This window comes from Lichenicoccus sp., from assembly GCF_965276875.1.
Taxonomy (GTDB): Bacteria; Pseudomonadota; Alphaproteobacteria; order Acetobacterales; family Acetobacteraceae; genus Lichenicoccus.
Map to the genome: position 1 here is coordinate 968,485 of NZ_OZ255701.1, position 18,550 is coordinate 987,034.

The following is an 18,550-nucleotide window of genomic DNA, read 5'->3' on the forward strand; positions in this document are numbered from 1 at the left end:
ACGCCCATAATCCGGCAATATAAGGCGCGCCATCTGAACGGCTGGCGCTGTCACGGACGTTAACCTTTTGATCACCAATTCGTGACTGACTACGCCCCGATTCAGCATCGAGGTAGCCATGCCCCAGACCGTGACGGCCATCAACATCACGTCGTTCGGCGCGGGGAGCGGGTTCGACCTCCCTGCAGGCACCTCCGGGTCTCCGAACGACGCGGCCGTCACCGGCGGCAACCTGGTCCTGACGACAGCGGCAAATTCCCAGGCCGGCATCGCCGTCTACCAGACGCCGTTCTCCGCCTACGGGTCCGTCTCGTTCGACTTCACCTATAATTCCAGCGGCGGCACCGGGGCTGACGGGCTCTCGTTCTTCCTCCTGAACGGCGACGCGCTCACTGGCGGCGCAAATTCCGTCACTCCTGGCGGTTACGGGGGTGGCCTGGGCTACTCCGATGACGGTCGTGCGGGCATCACCGACGGTTGGCTGGGCCTTGGCTTCGACACCTTCGGCAACTACTCCGATAGCGACGGCGGCCAGACTCCCGCGACTCCCGCAAACCAGGCATCACCAAACACCATCGGCGTGCGCGGTGCCGGCTCGGGGTCCTCCGGCTATGCCTATCTCGACGGTGCCCGCTTCTCGCCCGGAATCGATGGGACGCGCGAGGTGGATGTCACGCTGAACGACGGCACGGGTGCCAACGGCACGCCGCAGGAAACGCTGACCGTCCGGGTGAGCACCGACGGCGGCAGCACCTGGACCACCCCGATCAGCAACTACGCGATCAACCAGCCTGTTCCAGGCTCGCTGTATTTCGGTTTCGCCGCGAGCACCGGAGGCTCCACCGATCTGCACGAGATCAAGGCCGTAAAGGACAGCCAGCTCACCTTCGGCGCCGTCACGATCATGGACACGACGACTGGCGCCACCAACCCGGCGACCCTGTCGGCGGGCGACAACTTCAGCTACACGACCAGCCTCTTCAACAACAACACGTCCGCGATCACCACGACGCTGAATGACGCGGCGCCCCCGAACGCCACGAACCTCGCCTGGACGATCACCGACGGCAATTCAGGACAGGTGTTCACGGGCACGGGCCCGTTGACGGCAGCAGCCGTGACCCTTGCGATGTCCTCGGGCGACACCGAAACGGTGACCGTCACCGGCAAGGTTGCGCAGAATGCAAGCAGCGGCAACCTGAACCACACGCTCACGGCGATCAGCGCTGCGAGCGGTGCCAACCCCTCCCAGACCGTCAGTGTCGCGATCGACGCCGGCGGGACGACACCGGCCATCACCACAATCGACGCCGATCAGGCCACCGCCACCAGCGACCAATCCACGGCTCATCCCTTCAGCGGCGCCACGATCTATGACGGCGACACCGCCGGCACCGTTACCGCGACGGTCACCCTCGCGGACCCGTCGCTTGGCATGCTGTCGTCCACGGGCGCCTCCTACGATGTCAGCACCGGTGTGCTCACAATCGTTGGAACGCCCGCACAGGCCCAAACGGCTCTGCAGGGGGTCACCTTCACCCCAAACGCGGACACCCAGGAGATCGGAACGACCGCCACCTCCGGATTGTCGGTGACCGTCGCCGACAGCAACGGTGAAAGCTCCACCGACAGCCGCGGCTCCATCCAGGTCACCTACGCCGACACGGGTGCCACCATCTCCGGGCTGGGCCAGAGCGCTGCCGCAGGCCAGTCGGTAGACCCGCTGGCGAACACCACTGTCACCGATTCAAACCTCAGCGCCATGACGGTCAGCGTCACCGTCGCGGGAGACGCCAGCGGCTCGAAAGGCACGTTCTCCAATGCCGGCAGCTGGACCGTCTCCACGCAAGGCTCCGACCTCGTCTATAGCCGATCTTTCGCCGCCCAGACCAACATCGGCGCCGCCGTCTCGTCCGCCATCCAGGGCCTGGCCTTCTCGACCCCAACCAGCAACCCGCCCGGCGCCGCCACGGTCGATTTCACGGTCGGGACTGTCGATGACGCGGCCATGACGGCAAGTGCCGTGGTGCCGCTCACCGTGAACACGCCGCATGTAGGGCCGACGGGCACCGCGGGCGCTGCCCAGCAGACCACGGACGAGCAGTCCGCCACCCCGTTTTCCACAACCGCTCTGTCCGACCCCGACAATCTCGGCCTGACGCTGTCGGTCACCATTCCCGGTGGTGCCTCCGGCACTGTCGGCGACTTCACCAACGCCTCGGCCTGGACGCGGGCGGTCTCGGGCAGTGACGTCACCTACACGCTCCATCTCTCCGCGCAGCCGAACGTCGGTGCCGCGGCACAGGCGGCCTTGCAGGCGCTCACCTTCCAACCCGCGGCACACGTTGCCGACCCGGGGACCACAACCTCCGACCTGTTCTCCGTGTCGCTCCAGGACAGCATGGGCGGCACGGTCGTGGTGCCCCAGGCCCTGACGGTCGTGGCGGCAGCGGACCAGCCCTCCATCGCCGTCGCCGCACCGCTCTCCACCACCGACGCGCAGGCGGCGGCGCCGTTCTCCGGAACAGTCGTGTCCGACCCGGACCACACCGCGTTCACGCTAAGCGCCACCATCATCGGCGGCGCGTCCGGCTCGGTCGGCGACTTCACCAACACATCCGGCTGGACCCGCGCCATCTCCGGCAGCGACGTCACCTACACCCGGGCGTTCGCGGATCAGCCAAGCTCGGGAAGTGCCGCGACAGCCGCCTTGCAGGCTTTGGCGTTCCAGCCGACAGCCCACGTCAATGCGGCCGGTAGCACGACCCAGGCAGACTTCACGGTCGGCTTCACCGACACCGTCACCAACGAGAGCGCCACCGCCCCGGTCGCCCTGAACGTCACCGCCGTGGAAGACGGACCCACCATCCAGGTGGGGGCAGTGCAGACCGCGACCGACGTCGCGGGCGGCGCACCGTTCACCACCACCACGGTGCTCGACCCGGACGTCGCGGGCATGACGCTGTCCGTCAGCTTCGATGCGGCACAGGGTGATTTCACCAACGCCACAGGCTGGACGCGCGCCCAGAGCGGCGCCACCGTCACCTACACCAAGACGCTGGCCCAGGCTGCCGATATCGGCGGTGCCGCGACAGCCGCCCTGCAGGCGCTCGCGTTCCAGCCTCCGGCGCATGCGGCACTTCAGGGCACCACATCCGACGACAGTTTCACCCTCACCGCGACCGACAGCCTGGCCGCCACCGCCAGCAGCCCCGTCGCCTTGCAGGTCAGCAACACCGTCGATCCGGTCATCGCGACAGCAGGACCGACCCAGTCAATCAGCGACGAACAGGCCGCCCAGCCGTTCTCCGCGATGACGGTGGCACAGCCCGACAACACTCCGATGACCCTGACCGTCACCATCCCCAATGGTGCGAGCGGCACTGTCGGCGACTTCACCAACGCCTCGGCCTGGACCCGCACCGTCTCCGGCAGCGACATCACCTACACGCTGCAGCTCCCGCCCCGCACCAACGCCGGCGCCGCCGCGCAGGCAGCGTTGCAGGCCCTGACATTCGCGCCCGCGGCTCACGTTGCCCAGCCCGGCACAGTCACATCCGACAGCTTCGGCGTGACGCTCGAGGACGCCTCAGGCAATGTCCAGTCGCTTTCGCAGCCGCTGACGGTCACCGCGGCCGAGGACCAGCCCGCGATCGCAGCAGTGCCGACCTCCGGCAATGACAGCAGCCCGATCTCTCCGTTCGCGGGCACCGTGGTCAGCGACCCGGACCTGACCAGCTCGGTGCTCACGGTCACCATCCCCGGCGGCGCATCGGGCAATGTGGGCACGTTCACCCAGGCCAGTTCCGCCGGCTGGACGCGCACCGTCTCGGGCAGCGACCTCACCTACACGCTGCCGCTTGCGGCGCCGGGCAGCGGTGCAGCCGCGACATCCGCCCTACAGGCGCTGGTGTTCCAGCCCGCTGACCACGCCAACCTGCCAGGCTCGGTTGCTACCGTGGATTTCGGCGTCTCGTTCTCCGACGCGCAGGCGAACACCGCTCTGGCGCAGGTCCCGCTGGCGGTGACCGCGCAGGAGACGGCGCCCGCGATCAGCAGCCTGACGTCCGTACAGACCTCCGACGAACAGGCCGCGAGCCCGTTCTCGGCGACAACCGTGACTGATCCGGACAACACCGGGCTCGCGCTGTCCGTGTCCTTCGACGGGCGTGCAGGCGACTTCACCAACATGACGGGTTGGACGCGCCAGGTCTCCGGCAACACCGTCACCTACAGCACCGCTCTGGCCCAGGCGCCGGACGCCGGCGCCGCGGCCACCGCCGCCCTGAACACCCTGATGTTCCGGCCGACCGCGCACGATGCGACACCCGGAACAGTCTCCAGCGATCCGTTCTCCGTCTCCGTGACGGACACCTCCGGCGCCCAGGCCGTCGCCACCATCCCGCTGTCGGTCACCTCCGCCAGCGACGCCTTGAGTGCGACGGCCGGCCCGGCGCAATCGACCAGCGACGAACAGGCCGCCCAACCGTTCGTGGGGATGACGGTCGCGCAGCCCGACGACACCCCGCTGACGCTGTCGGTCACCATCCCCGGTGGCGCTTCCGGCTCGGTTGGCGACTTCACCAACGCCTCGGCCTGGACCCGCACCGTCTCCGGCAGCGACATCACCTACACGCTGCGGCTCTCAGCCCAGACCGACGCCGGCGCCGCCGGACAGATGGCGCTGCAGTCGCTCACCTTCCAGCCCGCAGCACATGTCGCCCAGCCTGGCACCGTCACATCCGACAGCTTCGGCGTGACGGTCGAAGACGGCTCAGGCAACGTGCAGTCGCTTTCGCAGCCGCTGGCAGTGACCTCTTCAGAAACTGCCCCGGTTCTGTCGGTCGCGCGCGCGCCGAATGGAAGCGACGACCAGACCGCCTCGTCTCCGCTCTCCGGCGTCTCCGTCTCGGATCCCGACCTGACCGGAATGACCGTCGCGGTGACCATCCCGAATGGCGCGTCCGGCTCGGTTGGCGACTTCACCAATGCCTCTGCCTGGACGCGCACCGTTTCCGGTGGCGACGTCACCTATACGCTGCACCTCCCTATACAGGCCAATGTCGGCGCCGCGGCCCAGGCAGCGTTTCAGGCGCTCACCTTCCAGCCCGCTCCCTTCGCAGCCGCCCCAGGAACCGTCACGAACGACAGGTTTCTCGTCTCCACGACCGATACCTCCGGCGCTACGTCAACCGCGACCGCGACGCTGCCCGTCACCGCAGCCTACGTTCCACCGACGATCACCGCCGCCAGCCCGGCCCAGATCACCGACGAGCAGGCGGCGCAGCCCTTCTCCAAAACGGTCGTGTCGGAGCCGGACGATATTGGCGGCACGCTGTCGGTCACCATTCCCGGTGGCGCCTCCGGCACGGTCGGCGACTTCACCAACGCCTCGGCCTGGACCCGCACCGTCTCGGGCAGCGACGTCACCTATACGCTCCATCTCTCCGCGCAGCCGAACGTCGGTGCCGCGGCACAGGCGGCGCTGCAGGCGCTCACCTTCCAACCCACCACGCACCGGAACGTGCCCGGCACCCTAACAAAGGACATCTTCGCCGTCCGCTTCGCCGACAATTCCGGCGGCACGACGACGGCCCAGACGAGCCTCTCCGTCCTTGCGGCCCAGGATCCTGTCATCGTGTCCTCGGGCGCGGGAAACACGAGCAGCGGCAACTCGGGCGGCACCGTCTCGGGCAATGCCACCTACGATGTCGAGACGACTACCCCCTTCCCCGGCTTTACCGTCACCGACCCGGACAACCAGTCGGTGATTGCAACCGTCGTCGTGGCAGGCGACGCGTCCGCCACCAAAGGCGATTTCACCGATGCGTCCGCATGGACGCGCACCGCGTCCGGTTCCGACCTGATCTACACACAATCCTTTGCAGCACGGCCCAACATCGGGTCCGTGGTCCAGGCAGCACTCCAGGCGCTGACCTTCGCGCCGGCGCGGCTGGACCCGGGTGCGACGCAGTCCGTGGCGTTCTCCGCCTCGATCACCCCGGCCGGGGGCGCCACAACACAGGTGGCCAGCACGTCCCTGGCGGTCACCGGAGCGCTCCGCCCCTACCTCGACCTCTCCGTCGCGGACAAGAACCCGAACGATACCGTGACCGTCGCCGCGACACTGCCGAGCGCCGCCGTCGGTAACTATGCGGGCCTCGGCATCGGTGCTGCGTCCGGCAATACCTATGACATCACCGGAACGCCGGACCAGGTCACGGCCGACCTCCACGCGCTCGCCTTCATTCCGTCCGCCTCCAATGGCACGCTCCCTGGCGACTATGCGGCCGTGGTCGTCTCCAGCGGATCGGGCGCCGCGCTCGTGGACGCGGGGCCCGGCACCGACACGCTGGTCGCCTCGGCCCCCGGTGTCGCGGCCTTCGGCGGCGCCGGCAATGACATGTTGATCGGCAGCGCCAAAGGCAGCTCCCTGGTCGGCGGCGGTGGTGACAACATCTTCGTCGCCATCGGTGCGGACACCATCAGCGCCGGCACCGGATCGAGCACCGTCTACACGGGTGCCGGAAACACCACGGTCTTTGCCAAGGGGCAAACCACGGTGGTCGGCGCCGGCGGCGCAATGAATGTCTATGGGGCAGCGGACAGCACCACCACTGTCTTCGGCGGGCAGAGCGGCCTCACCTTCATCGGCGAAGGCACGGCAACCGTGATCGGCGCGGCAGGAGCGAACACGGTGTTCGGCGGCGCCGGCAAGCTGGCCGCATTCGGCTCTTCGAACTCGTCGGGCACGTTCTGGGGCGGTGCCGCTGGCGGGAACGTCCTCGTGGCAGGCGGCGAAGCCTCGACCCTTGTCGGGGTCGCGAACAATGACCTTCTGGTTGCGCAGAACGCTGCTCAGGACGTGCTCGTCGCCGGCGCCGGGAGCGAGACCGTCCAAACCTCCGGCTCGATGGGCAACAACACCTACTTTGCCGGCAGCGGCAACGATACCATGGTTCTCGGCCGCGGCAACGAGACAGTGGTCGGCGGCAGCGGCAACGCGACCATTTTTGGCGGCGCGGGCAACATGACCCTGTTCGCCGGCACGGGTTCGACGCTCGTGAACGGCAGCGCGTCCGGTGGGGACACCTTCATCGCGTCATCGGGAAACACGACGATCTGGGGCGGCCTGGGGGCAGCAAACACATACGATGTTGTCGCGGGCCACGCCGGGGGCACCCTTACCATCGACGACTTCCGCGTCGGCAAGGACAAGCTCTCGATCAACGGCTACAGTGCCGCGGATCTCGCTTCCGCACAGTCCGGCGCCGTCTCGACCGCATCCGGCACCGTGCTCACGCTTTCCGACGGCACGGGTATCACGCTCCTTGGGCTGGACCATGCCCAGACCACATTGGCGCATTTGTTTGATCCCGGGCGCTGAACGGGCTATGACCCTGCCAGCACAGGATCATGCGAGAGGTGTCACAAAACGGCATCGATCGCGTTATGCCTGCCGGTGTAATCCTGTCATCCGTCATCCGAGGAGCGTTCCGCGTTTTCGTCAGTCCTCGTCGATCCATCGCTTCATGACGATAGCGGTGGATCACTCAAAGCCAATGCGCTTGTAGAACGTCGGCCCCGCTGTATGTCCGAATCAGCAGCCTCGCGCAAGGCCTCCAATCTCAGCCGGGAACCACAAACCACACGCCGCCGGATTCACGGTCAAGGGCGCCGGCAAAGCCGCCCCCTCGCCACCCTGCTAAACAGGATACGCAGCGCATCCAAGACGGTCATTCTCGAAACGAACGAACCTCGGGCGCCAGCCGCACAGCCTAGTCTATGTCTACGCTCACCTCAAAGTTATATACGGTTGCGCTTGGCCAAGGTGGCACGTCGCGGACGCGGCTGCGCCACGGCCGTTGGCACTCTACTTCAGAAGCCCAGGCGCTCGCGCGCCTGGCTGAGATAGTCGACCGAACCAAAAGATTCTCGTAGATCGTGGCGTTGCTTAGGCGTCAGCCGTTTCCAGTCGTAAGCAAGCGCGCACACAAGGGAGTCCCGAGCTTGTTCACGATACACTTCGTTTTCATGGTCCAGAGAATCTACTATTGCCTGTAGGATTTCGGCGTCTCCTGTCTGTTGATAGGCCTCCCCGGCGATCTGTAGCGTTTCGAATTGAAGGTCAAGCTCGTCATCCTCCGGGATACCCTTTAAGAATAGCTTTACCGTTTCGACATAAGGCTTAGCGTCCCAGAACCAACGTACGAGCGCCCGAAGTACTATGGATGGCAGATCTAGAGCCCAACCGAGAATGTGCAGACCACGATATTGTAAGAAGGTGTCCGTGCTCTCGACCACGAAATCCGCAACACGCTGAAGTTCGCTATCCGGCAAGCCATCTTCGACCCTGGAAAAGATGGCGTCGAGTTCTGCTTCGGTCATCAACGCTCTTTCGTAAAGTGCCTTGTATGATCCAGAAGACGGCTTGCTTGTCCGAGCCTCGCATCCAAAATGTGACGCTCTTTGATCGAGACTCAAGAGCCATGCACCGCGCCCGCACTATTCAATAAATCTACCAAGTGTAACAAGCAGTGCGCATTTAGGCTTAGTCATTTGCGCCCCATATCAAAAGCCCAGGCGCTCGCGCGCTTGGCTTAAATAGTCGACCGAATCGAAAGATACCCGTAGATCGTGGCGTTGCTTGGGCGTCAACCGTTCCCAGTCGGAAGCAATCGCGCATACAAGCGAATCCTGGGCCTGTTCTTGATAAACTTCATTTTCGTCGTCAAGAAAGTCCAGGATGGCTTGCAGAATTTCGGCGTCGGCTGTCTGTCGGTAAGCTTCGCCGGCAACCTGTAGCGCACCGAGTTGAAGGTCACGGCCGTCATCTTCCGGAATACCCTTCAAGAAGGACTTCAAGGTTTCGACATAAGGCTTGGCGTCCTGGAACCAACGTACGAGCGCCCGAATCGCTATGAATGGAAGACCTAGATCATCCGTTCGGGTTAAGAAGCTCGCGATGAGAGGTGCGTATTCGCGAGCATGCGCCCAACCGAGAATTTGCAATCCACGATATTGCAGACTTGTATCCGTGCTCGTGGCCACAAAATCTGCAACACGCTGAAGTTCACTGTCCGGCACGCCATCTTCGACTCTGGAAAAGATGGCGTCCAGTTCGGCCTTCGTCATCGACGCTCTTTCGTAAAATGTCTTGTGTGATACAGAAGACGGCTCGCCTGAGCCAGATGTGCAATTAGCGTAGCACGCTCGTTATGGTCAAGCAATGGGTAACCGAGGCGGGCTTTGATCCTTCTAATAGTGTTTCGTCAACCCCGCTGGGCATTTTTTACTTCGTCCTCATGGTCATAAGGCTCATTGTCGCTCGGATTTTCTTTAACAACCTCGCCTTTCTGTTCCCGGCGAACAGCGTCGAGATGGTCCTCATCCAGGTGCTCTCTCAAATTACCTATCTTTTGCTGGATGCTCGTTACGTGACTCTCACGCGACTCGCTCGCCTTCTCCTGCGATGGGCTTTCCGAGGTCGCTCTCGTCTGCCGCTTCCCCTGAGCGCCGGGACTGCCGCCGCGTGTTCCCTTTCCTTCCATGTAGTTCACGAACTCGCCGGCCAGCTTGCCGGCTTCGCCAAATACGGCGGCACCCGTTGCACCCCCTGCAAGGGCACCCTCAGCGGCACCAATGTCCTCTCCGGCCCGAGCGCCTACGGAGGTGCCGACGCCCGGGAGGACAAGGGAGCCGGCAGCCCCTCGGCGACGGCGCCCCCAATGCCGCCGCTCACACTGCCCACTGCCGCTCCGGCGACGCCACCGGCGGCAGCACCTATCGCTGCCCAGTGGTCCGGGTCCACGGGCCCAACCGCGGAGCGGAACAAGGCGGCATATCCGGGCTGGTGGCCGCCGGAGCCACTGACCTGCGTAGGCGCCTGCACAGCGGAGGTGTCGTGCCGGATGGAAGCACCTTGTGCCGATTTGCCAGATGCACCGACGGGCGAAGGGTCATCCGCGACGATGCGCGGCGGCATGAGGTCTGTCGTTTCAGTCGGTGGTGCCGCCGGCAGTGACGGAAAGGTCGATGGCGAACGCGGCGCCTGAGTGCGTGCGGGCCGCATCGCTTTGAGCATTTCCCGGAACGAGGCGTCCTCGGCCGCATTGGACGGACCGAACGTTTCCTAAATTGTCCTGGCGATGTTCCGTGCCGCGGTCGCTCTGGGATAATCGCCGAAGCGCGTGCGGGCGCGTCGGGCACCGCTTGGTACGGCGTTGCCGACGTGATCGGCGCCCGGCCCTGGCGGCAGGGGAGACGGTTGCAGCAAGTGGTTCGGGATGGTGACCTGCAGCGTCACCGGAATCGAGACCATGCCCGGCCCGTCAGGCACGTCGAACAGCCCGGACGCGATCGCCTCGTCCAGAGTCGTGTGCTCAATCTCCGCCTGCATCGTGAACGGGATGCTGCCGTCGCCCAGCGACAAACCTCCCGGCAGGCTCCGTCCCGGCCTCATCCGCATCTCCTCCGGTGCGGCGGCAATGATGCCATGTCCCTATCTGTTATCGTAACGGAGTCGCGGTGCTCGCCACGGCATTCGAGCTGAGCAGCCGGCGGGAGGCGGCTTGGCCTGGCAGGCATCGCGTTTTCTATGTGTGTGCTCGCGCGGAACCGGGCCGTACGCACCGCCCGCTTCGTTCTTATCAGTCCTTGTCGATCCATCGCTGCATGACGATCACGGTGGAATGCTCAAAGCCGATGCGCTCGTAGAAGCTGACCACGTCGGCATTGCTTCGCCGCACAAGCAGCTGCGCCTTTCGCACGCCGCGTTCGCGCAGCCAGGCTTCAGCCGCGCGGATCAGCGCGCGACCTATGCCGCGCAAGCGCAGGTTTGGATCGGCAGCGAGATAATAGAGCCATCCTCGATGTCCGTCATGGCCCATCATGACCCTGCCACCAGGTGTCCGCCATCGTCTTCCGAGACCAGAACATCCGACGTCGCACCTGACCGCGCAAACCGGAAATCGGCGTACGGATCGTTGTGGCTCACAACCAGGCCGCACGCCTGCCATAGAGCGACGACCGCCGCTTCATCGTCGTCCCTGGCGGCGCGAAGCAACAGACGCGTTGCCGGAGCGGCATCGTTATCGCATGCATCGGGGGTCAAGATGGGCCTCTCATCCTATTCCGCTGCCGCTTCGGTGGGTTTGCGGAGGCGCTCATTGAGCCGAGCCATCGTGTGGCCATCAACAAACTCGCCACCGCGAAAAATATGGGCACGGTGCGTGCCTTCCACTTCAAAGCCGAAGCGCCGGTAAAGCGCCAGTGCGGGCAGGTTATCGACATTCACCGTCAGCTCCAGCCGGCCCAGTGCCATCCAGTTGTCGGCCAGATCGATCAGTGCTGCCATCAACGTCGTGCCGATACCGCGACCGACCCAGGCATCGTGCACACCAATGCCGATGCCCGCACTATGAGCCCGCCGTCCGGTAAACCGCTGCAAGGACGCACTGCCGACCAGCTCTGCATCAACCAACGCCACGAGATGAGGGGTGTTGGGAGCCAGCTTCTCAATCCGGCTCCTGACCTGCTCCAATGTCGGAAAAGGCGTTTGTGCCGTGCCCCAGCAGTAACCGGGCAGGCTCATCATGGCAGCCAAGGCTTCGGTGTCGCCTGTTCGAGCGGCGCGCAGTTCAAGGCCAGGCGGCCCTGGTCGCTTGACGATGTCGATCATGGTGCTCCTCCATTCGCCGGGCGGAGGGCAATCGCGATACCCTGTCACATCCCACACGCTCGTCGTCTGGCCTGATATGCCCCGCGGCTCGTTCGTTGCCAATGCCGTGGCATCCTAGCTGTGATCCTCACGGTCTCAGCCGGCTCTGTAGAGCTGGCCGGGCTGGCGAATGGGTCCGTCACGACGATTCCGACCAAATTGTAAGCATGGCGCCGCGTGCTTCACGGCGGAAAGGTTCGGCATGAATCGAAGTATCGAGAGTCATGGTGGCCGGGGCTTGCCGTGCCGTGGGGATCTCCCCTATGAGGCGTTGCGGATGGGTGCGTAGCTCAGCGGTAGAGCATCGCCTTCACACGGCGGGGGTCACAGGTTCAATCCCTGTCGCACCCACCATCCCGCCCTTCAGAACCCAAACATGTGGTCGAGCGAGAACGCGCCCGCATCGTCCATCAGGCCGTGATAGCCGAACAGGCGGCAGGTGGTGTCGCGGATCAGCACGTAGCCGGCGGGTCCCGCGCGATCGAGCAGTGCTGGTCCGAAAATAGCGTCCGGCCAGACCATCATCGAGCCGGAGCAGGCGATGGCGACCGGGTGCTCGGCGATTGCCTCCCCGGCACTGTCATGCAGCACCAGCAGTGTCGTGGAGGTCGCCCGCCAGGGGGCGGAGGCGGCGTAGATCAGCGCGCAGAAGCTACGCTGGCGCCCATCGCCCAGCTTGAGGAACAGCCGCGTTGACAGCCCAGGCGGCGGCCCGGAGTAGGATTGCGGCTCGTCGCGATAGATCATCGCGGTGTTGAAGATATGCGCGCCGAAGCTGGTTTCGGCCACGTGCGGGCCTTGCCTGCTCTCGTAGCGTACGAGGGCGTGCAGCCAGCCGTCGGCCTCGCCGCCGTCGCGGAAATCATAGGCGAGCTCTGCGTGGCCTTCGGGGGCGTCGAGGTCGGCGAGATCCAGAGCGAGATCGTGGTTGCGCGGCAGGCCGCCGAGGAAGCGTTGCCCCGCTGGTTCGCCCTGCACGTCGAACAGATCGACACGCAGCGGCAGGGTGCGCTGCCGCTCGGCCATTGGTGCCGGCTGCACGATGCTGCGAAACCGCGCCGGGTCGAGCACCGGGAAGGGCAGCAGGTAGCCACGTCCGAGGGTCTCGGGCAGCGTTGGGATGCCCGGGTCTGCGACCAGATCGGCGCGCTCGACATTCATGTGGGCGATACGGGTGCGTCCGGCGCGCATCACCTCGTAGCGGGGACGCACGATGTGGCGGCCGCTGCGCAACTCGATCTGCGCCGGCCATTGCAGGCCGGGAAGCTGCGTTGCGACGTCGATGGCGACGCTGGCGAACGGTGGCACTGCCTGGTCGAACGCCACCGGCGCCTCGGCGCCCATCCGATCGAGCGCGATCGCCCCCCGCGGGATCGGCAGCGCGTGCGAATTCTGCACCCAGAGCGTGACCTGCTCGCCTGCGGCGGGTGCGGGCAGGTTGGCGTAGCGGTCGGACGGCCAGGCATTGGCGTCGTGCGTCACCGAGAGGCTCTCGTTGCCGTCCACGCCGAACGTGTCGAGCGCGTATTTGACCACGTCGTGCCCGGCGACGCCGATGGCATGGATGAAAAGCTGGCCGCAGAACGCCGGCAGGCCGAACCGCTCGCGCACCGCGCGGCTGTCGATGACGATGCCGCCGGCCCCGGCGGGTGCGGGCTGCTCCCAGGTCGCGAGCACGGCGCCGTCGCGGTCATACAGGCGCAGCCACAGACAGACCCCGGTTGCTCCGTAGGCATTCCAGTAGTTCGCGGTGACGAGACGCGTCGACAAGGCGCCGTCATCGCGGAAGAAGGCGAAGTTGGTGGCGAAGTTCAGCCGGTTCAGGTAGGTGCGCGGCTGGGTCAGCATCGCCTCGGGCAGACGCAACCGGTCAAGCGTCAGCACCGTTACATGCGTCGGCAGCATAGGTGCGATCCGGGAGACGATGCGCTCGGCATCGAACGACGCGACCAGCAGCGTCGAGGCCTGGGTACGGCCGATCTCTACCAGGGCCCGCGCCTTGCCAGCCGGACCCGCCTCGCCGACCAGTTCCACGTCATGCACATAAAGCTCGCTCGGCGTGGGCAGTCCGTCATGCAGCGCGAACAGCATCCGCGCCGCATTGTCCGGGTCATAGACGGCGAGCGGCCCGGCGGCGCGCAACGCCTCGCCGAGCCCTGACGCCGCTTCCGCCGCGAGCGGGTGCGCCAATGCCTTGTAGAGCACGTTGCCGCCCTGGCGCGCGTCATAGGTCCGGATGTCAAGCATGTCGTTCTAACCGAGTTCCGCCATTGCAAGCCGTCGGCGCATGTCCTGCGCCACCGCAAGTGTGTCGTCCAGGGGCCCGGTCTGCCAGTGCTCCAGCCTGCCCGTGAAATCGCGCACCCGGCCGGCGGCGCGCATGGTTTGCACGAACAGGCCGATGCGACGCGACCGACCCGGCAAGGCCGCCACCAGCACCGGCACCGCGGTCGCCGCCGCCTCGGAGATCATCGAGACACTGTCGGTGGTCACGACGATCGCGTCGGCACAGGCGAGCATGCCGACATAGGGGTTCTCGCCCTGCAAATCCCAGACCCAGGCGCCGAGGGGGGCAAGCGCCTGGCTGAACGCGGCCCTTGCTGACGCATCGGTGCGGCGCGACGGGGTGAGCATCACGCCGACCCGGTCCAAGCGCATCATCGTTGCGAGCTGCCGCGCCAGGGCCGCCGCCACCTCACGGTCCAGCCGGTAACGGCCGTTGGCGCCCCCGACCAGGACTGCCACCAGCGGTCGCGGCAGATGCGCGAACCGCGGCAACCACGCCTCCCGCGCCGCCGCCAGGCGCTGGGGCGAGATGCGATGCAGGGCATTGCGCGAGATCAGCACGTTTGGTCCCGCGATCTCGTCATGCGGGTTGGCCACGATCAAATCGAACCGGTCGAGCCGCATGCGCGGGTTCTGGATCTGCACGATCGGGCAGCCGCGCCGGCGCAGCGCCGCCCCCACCGCGGCGCCCATGCCGCCGACGCTCAGCACCAGCGTCCCTGATGTTACGGCGATACCGCCCACCGCCGCCAGCGGCGCCGGCCAGAGTGCCGCCGGCGTCCAGCGCCAGGGACGCCGCGCCAGCAGCGGCTGGATCATCGGCGCGAGTCCGGCGCGCTCGGCCAGCCCGATCGCCTGCGCCTGCAACCCGGCCAGAGGCTGCGACAGGATCAAAGCGGGTTCGCGCGACTCGACTTGTTTCTCCAGCGCCGGCACTCCACAACGCCCCCATGACCAACAATTTCGCCGATTTCGGCCTGGCATCGCCGCTGCTCGATGCCGTCCGAGCGGCCGGCTACACCACCTGCACGGCGATCCAGTCGCAGGCAATCCCCGCCATCCTGGCAGGACGCGACCTGCAAGGCATCGCCCAGACCGGCACCGGCAAGACCGCCGCCTTCGCGCTGCCGATCCTGCACCGGCTGCTCGCCCCACCGCAGCATCCTCCAATGCAGGGTTGCCGGGCGCTGGTGCTGTCGCCGACCCGCGAACTTGCAGCCCAGATCGCCGAGCGCTTCCGCGCCTACGGCCGCCACACGCCTCTGCGCACGCGGCTGGTGCATGGCGGCGTGCCCAAGCACCCGCAGGCCCGCGGCCTCGCCGGGGGCACCGACATTCTCGTCGCCACACCGGGCCGCCTGCTCGACCTGCTTGCCGACAAGGCCGTGCGCCTGGAGGCGACCACCACGCTGGTGCTCGACGAGGCCGATCACATGCTCGATCTCGGCTTCATCGCACCAATCCGCAGGATCGCGCGCCTGCTGCCCGACGCCCGGCAGAGCCTGTTCTTCTCGGCGACGATGCCCGCCGAGATCGCCGAGCTTGCGGCCCACCTCCTGCGTAATCCGGTGCATGTCGCGGTCTCTCCCGAAGCACTTGCCGCCGAGCGGATCGACCAGCGCGTGATCTTCGTCGATGCCGCACGCAAACGCGCGCTGCTCACTGATATCCTGCGCAAAATCCGCGGCGGCCGCATCCTGGTATTTGCCCGCACCAAGCAGGGTGCGGAACGTATCGTCGCGTTCCTTGATCGCGCCGGCCTCGCCGCCGCCTCGCTGCACGGCGACAAGAGCCAGGCGCAGCGCGACCGCGCGCTGGGCGACTTTCGGGCCGGCCGGGTGGCGGTCCTCGTCGCCACCGACGTCGCCGCACGCGGTATCGATGTCGACCAGGTCACCCACGTGATCAATTTTGATCTGCCTAACGTGGCGGAAAGCTACGTCCACCGGATCGGCCGTACCGCGCGCGCCGGCGCCGCCGGAATGGCGATTTCGTTCTGTGACGCCGCCGAGCGGCCGTATCTGCGGGACGTCGAAAAGCTGCTCGGCACAAGGCTCACCGTCTCTGACCCCTCGCAGCTTCGACCTTGAGGCGCAACGCCGCTGGACAGGTTCAGGGAGAATATCCATACTGATTGGTATGGAATATGTGGGACGTGGGCGACCACGTGCCTTCTGTGCCACACGCGGGGCTTGAGCGGCTGGTGCAGACCAGCTTGCTGCTCTGGCCGGGCCGATTAACGTCGGCGTCCGACTTGCGTAACAGCGCATTCGATGGAGAGACACATGGCTAAACTTGCAGGCAAGATCGCCCTGATCACCGGCGGCACCAGCGGCATCGGTGCCGCGACCGCGCTGAAGTTCCAATCGGAAGGAGCGACCGTGATCGTCACCGGCTCGAACCCGAAGACGCTGGAGGCGGCGCACCGTGACATGCCCGGCATCGAGGTAATTGCATCCGACGCCGGCGACGTCAGCGCCACCAAGCGGCTGATCGAACAGGTATCGGCCAGGCACCACCAAATCGACGTGCTGTTCGTCAATGCCGGCATTGCCAGGTTCGCGCCGAGCGAGATTGTCGACGAGACGTTCTTCGACGCCCAGTTCAACATCAATGTGAAGGGCGCCTACTTCGTACTCAAGCACGCCGCACCAGTGATGTCGGATGGCGGCGCGATCATTCTGACCGCCTCGGTGTCCGGATCGACCGGCGGCAGCGCATCGAGCGTCTACTCGGCCACGAAGGCGGCACTTCGCTCGTTCGGCCGCACCTTCGCGGCCGAGCTGGCGCCACGACGCATACGGGTCAACACGATCAGCCCGGGTCCGATCGAAACACCGATCTTCGGCAAGGTTGGCTTGTCCGATGAGCAACTCGCCGAAATGACCAAGGACATGGTAGCCAGGATTCTGCTGAAGCGGACCGGCCGAGCCGAGGAGATCGCAACGACCGCGCTGTTCTTCGCCTGCGATGACTCGTCCTACACCACCGGCGCCGAACTCTACGTCGATGGCGGAATGGTGGACATCTGAGCTTTCTGAATGTGAATGGTTTCCATGTGTGGACATCGGGTAATCGCGGCGGGGGCATAGGCCATTCATGATGCTGCGATCCGGGCGCTGTCGCCCGGCGGGTGGCAGCATGGAAGGCGGTTCGATGACCCAATTTGTTGGTTTGGACGTGTCACAGAAGCTGACGGCTATTTGCATCGTGGACGAGACAGGACGCAGGCTGTGGCGCGGCCAGTGCGCCACGGACCCAGGACAGATCGAGCGGATGGTGAGAGGGCATGCGGGAGAGGACGCCAGGATCGGAATCGAGACCGGCCCCATGACGCCCTGGCTTGTGCATGAACTGCGCGCACGGGAGCTCAACGTGACCTGCCTTGACGCCCGGCACGCCAGCGCCGCGCTCAAGATGCAGATGAACAAGACCGACCAGAACGACGCGGAGGGCCTGGCGCAGATTATGCGGACGGGATGGTATCGACCGGTGCACGTGAAGTCGCTTGACGCGCACCGGGCGCGTGCCCTGCTCGGCGCCAGGGCCCAGCTCGTCGGCATGACGACGCGGCTGTCGAACCACATCCGGGGGGTTCTGAAGACGTTCGGGATGCTGCCAGGCGCGATGCGCGGTCTGCCGTTCGACCGGCGGGTTGAACAGTTGCTGGTCGACCGCGACGACCTGACGCCGATCGTTGGGCCCATGCTGGCCGCCTGGCGGCAACTGCGCGAGCAGATTGCAGCTTTCGACAAGGCGGTGCGCGCCTTGGCCAAGGCGGACGCGACGTGTCGCCTGCTGATGAGCGTGCCCGGCATCGGGGTCCTCTCCGTGCTGGCTTACGTGAGCACGGTCGAGGACCCGGCGCGCTTTGCCCGATCACGATCGGTGGGCGCGCACATGGGATTGACGCCCAGGCAGTATCAGTCGGGCGAGATGGACCGCAGCGGCAGGATATCCAAGTGCGGCGATACGCTAGCACGCACGCTGCTGTATGAGGCGGCCGTCGTGATCCTGACGCGAGTCAAGCGGGCCTCAAGCCTGAAGGACTGGGCGCAGGTGATCGCGAAGCGGTCCGGCCCCGGCAAGGCGCGCGTCGCGTTGGCCCGCAAGCTGTCGGTGATCCTGCACAGCATTTGGCGATCCGGCGAGCCGTTCCGCTGGGCGGAGCCGCCCGCGAGTACCTGACCAAGCCTTGACGAGATCCATCCGAGCCACAGTGCGGATGTGAGGGTTGCCCGCCAGGGCGAGGGTGCAGGCGAACTGCGAGGGAGGCCGTTGGGTCGCGTGGTTTCACGTGAGCCCGTTGTGGACATTGCAGCGCCTGTGCTTCGAACCAGATGTTGCGGCGGCAGACGTCGACCGCGGAGAGAACCGTGACCCTGGTAAGGCAACGACAGCAGCAAGCAAGAAGCAGTTGACAGAGGAGGCGCGATTAGAGAACGGCCCCGGGTGGGTCAAGCGTTTTCGCGTGAGATGACGATGGTTCGGAAGCGATCATGCGTCCGGCCTATTGATGCGGCACATGGCCGCTGGCCCAGATGG

12 protein-coding genes and 1 tRNA gene are annotated in these 18,550 nt (G+C 65.8%); 5 read left to right on the forward strand and 8 right to left on the reverse strand.

What is annotated here, in order from left to right; translation table 11 throughout:
* Positions 1–118: 118 nt before the first annotated feature.
* On the forward strand, positions 119–7,387 hold the full coding sequence (locus ACQY4K_RS04890; RefSeq protein ID WP_428393923.1) for a hypothetical protein: 7,269 nt from the start codon (positions 119–121) through the stop codon (positions 7,385–7,387).
* Positions 7,388–7,878: 491 nt separating this feature from the next.
* On the opposite strand, the gene ACQY4K_RS04895 is transcribed toward ACQY4K_RS04890, so the two are convergent.
* From ACQY4K_RS04895 to ACQY4K_RS04920, 6 genes are all read right to left on the reverse strand, one after another.
* Positions 7,879–8,388, reverse strand: a complete 510-nt coding sequence (locus ACQY4K_RS04895) for a hypothetical protein (protein WP_428393925.1) — start codon at positions 8,386–8,388, stop codon at positions 7,879–7,881.
* A 183-nt stretch (positions 8,389–8,571) separates the two neighbouring features.
* A complete protein-coding gene (locus ACQY4K_RS04900) occupies positions 8,572–9,135 on the reverse strand; it encodes a hypothetical protein (RefSeq protein ID WP_428393927.1) in 564 nt (187 codons plus the stop codon).
* Positions 9,136–9,272: 137 nt separating this feature from the next.
* Positions 9,273–9,551, reverse strand: a complete 279-nt coding sequence (locus tag ACQY4K_RS04905) for a polymorphic toxin type 28 domain-containing protein (protein WP_428395976.1) — start codon at positions 9,549–9,551, stop codon at positions 9,273–9,275.
* Positions 9,552–10,132: 581 nt separating this feature from the next.
* The gene (locus ACQY4K_RS04910) at positions 10,133–10,462 is read right to left on the reverse strand and encodes a hypothetical protein (RefSeq protein ID WP_428393929.1); all 330 of its coding nucleotides are present in this window, start codon (positions 10,460–10,462) and stop codon (positions 10,133–10,135) included.
* Between the two features lie 187 nt (positions 10,463–10,649).
* Positions 10,650–11,018 carry a GNAT family N-acetyltransferase gene (locus ACQY4K_RS04915; RefSeq protein ID WP_428393931.1) on the reverse strand — a complete coding sequence of 123 codons (369 nt, stop codon included), beginning with the start codon at positions 11,016–11,018 and terminating at the stop codon, positions 10,650–10,652.
* Positions 11,019–11,128: 110 nt separating this feature from the next.
* A complete protein-coding gene (locus ACQY4K_RS04920) occupies positions 11,129–11,680 on the reverse strand; it encodes a GNAT family N-acetyltransferase (protein ID WP_428393933.1) in 552 nt (183 codons plus the stop codon).
* A gap of 318 nt (positions 11,681–11,998) precedes the next feature.
* On the opposite strand from ACQY4K_RS04920, the gene ACQY4K_RS04925 reads away from it, so the two are divergent.
* A tRNA-Val gene (locus tag ACQY4K_RS04925) sits at positions 11,999–12,073 on the forward strand.
* Between the two features lie 9 nt (positions 12,074–12,082).
* Here ACQY4K_RS04925 and ACQY4K_RS04930 read toward each other — a convergent pair.
* Positions 12,083–13,966 carry a hypothetical protein gene (locus tag ACQY4K_RS04930; protein WP_428393935.1) on the reverse strand — a complete coding sequence of 628 codons (1,884 nt, stop codon included), beginning with the start codon at positions 13,964–13,966 and terminating at the stop codon, positions 12,083–12,085.
* A 6-nt stretch (positions 13,967–13,972) separates the two neighbouring features.
* Positions 13,973–14,941, reverse strand: a complete 969-nt coding sequence (locus tag ACQY4K_RS04935) for a mitochondrial fission ELM1 family protein (protein ID WP_428393937.1) — start codon at positions 14,939–14,941, stop codon at positions 13,973–13,975.
* Positions 14,942–14,955: 14 nt separating this feature from the next.
* Between ACQY4K_RS04935 and ACQY4K_RS04940 the strand changes: the two genes are divergently transcribed.
* The 3 genes from ACQY4K_RS04940 to ACQY4K_RS04950 all read left to right on the forward strand — a co-directional run bounded on the left by ACQY4K_RS04940 (position 14,956) and on the right by ACQY4K_RS04950 (position 18,193).
* Complete coding sequence (locus tag ACQY4K_RS04940; protein ID WP_428393939.1) at positions 14,956–16,095, forward strand: DEAD/DEAH box helicase; 1,140 nt, start codon at positions 14,956–14,958, stop codon at positions 16,093–16,095.
* A gap of 195 nt (positions 16,096–16,290) precedes the next feature.
* Positions 16,291–17,037: an SDR family oxidoreductase gene (locus tag ACQY4K_RS04945; protein ID WP_428393941.1), complete on the forward strand. Its 747-nt coding sequence runs from the start codon at positions 16,291–16,293 to the stop codon at positions 17,035–17,037.
* A gap of 67 nt (positions 17,038–17,104) precedes the next feature.
* On the forward strand, positions 17,105–18,193 hold the full coding sequence (locus ACQY4K_RS04950; RefSeq protein WP_428393943.1) for an IS110 family transposase: 1,089 nt from the start codon (positions 17,105–17,107) through the stop codon (positions 18,191–18,193).
* Positions 18,194–18,550: the final 357 nt, after the last annotated feature.

Coding starts and splice junctions, on each gene's coding strand:
- ACQY4K_RS04905 (WP_428395976.1), bottom strand. CDS start 9,551: ATGGAAGGAAAGGGAACACGCGGCGGCAGTCCCGGCGCTCAGGGGAAG.
- ACQY4K_RS04915 (WP_428393931.1), bottom strand. CDS start 11,018: ATGGCAGGCGTGCGGCCTGGTTGTGAGCCACAACGATCCGTACGCCGA.
- ACQY4K_RS04945 (WP_428393941.1), top strand. CDS start 16,291: ATGGCTAAACTTGCAGGCAAGATCGCCCTGATCACCGGCGGCACCAGC.
- ACQY4K_RS04890 (WP_428393923.1), top strand. CDS start 119: ATGCCCCAGACCGTGACGGCCATCAACATCACGTCGTTCGGCGCGGGG.
- ACQY4K_RS04910 (WP_428393929.1), bottom strand. CDS start 10,462: ATGAGGCCGGGACGGAGCCTGCCGGGAGGTTTGTCGCTGGGCGACGGC.
- ACQY4K_RS04920 (WP_428393933.1), bottom strand. CDS start 11,680: ATGATCGACATCGTCAAGCGACCAGGGCCGCCTGGCCTTGAACTGCGC.
- ACQY4K_RS04900 (WP_428393927.1), bottom strand. CDS start 9,135: ATGACGAAGGCCGAACTGGACGCCATCTTTTCCAGAGTCGAAGATGGC.
- ACQY4K_RS04940 (WP_428393939.1), top strand. CDS start 14,956: ATGACCAACAATTTCGCCGATTTCGGCCTGGCATCGCCGCTGCTCGAT.
- ACQY4K_RS04930 (WP_428393935.1), bottom strand. CDS start 13,966: ATGCTTGACATCCGGACCTATGACGCGCGCCAGGGCGGCAACGTGCTC.
- ACQY4K_RS04950 (WP_428393943.1), top strand. CDS start 17,105: ATGATGCTGCGATCCGGGCGCTGTCGCCCGGCGGGTGGCAGCATGGAA.
- ACQY4K_RS04895 (WP_428393925.1), bottom strand. CDS start 8,388: ATGACCGAAGCAGAACTCGACGCCATCTTTTCCAGGGTCGAAGATGGC.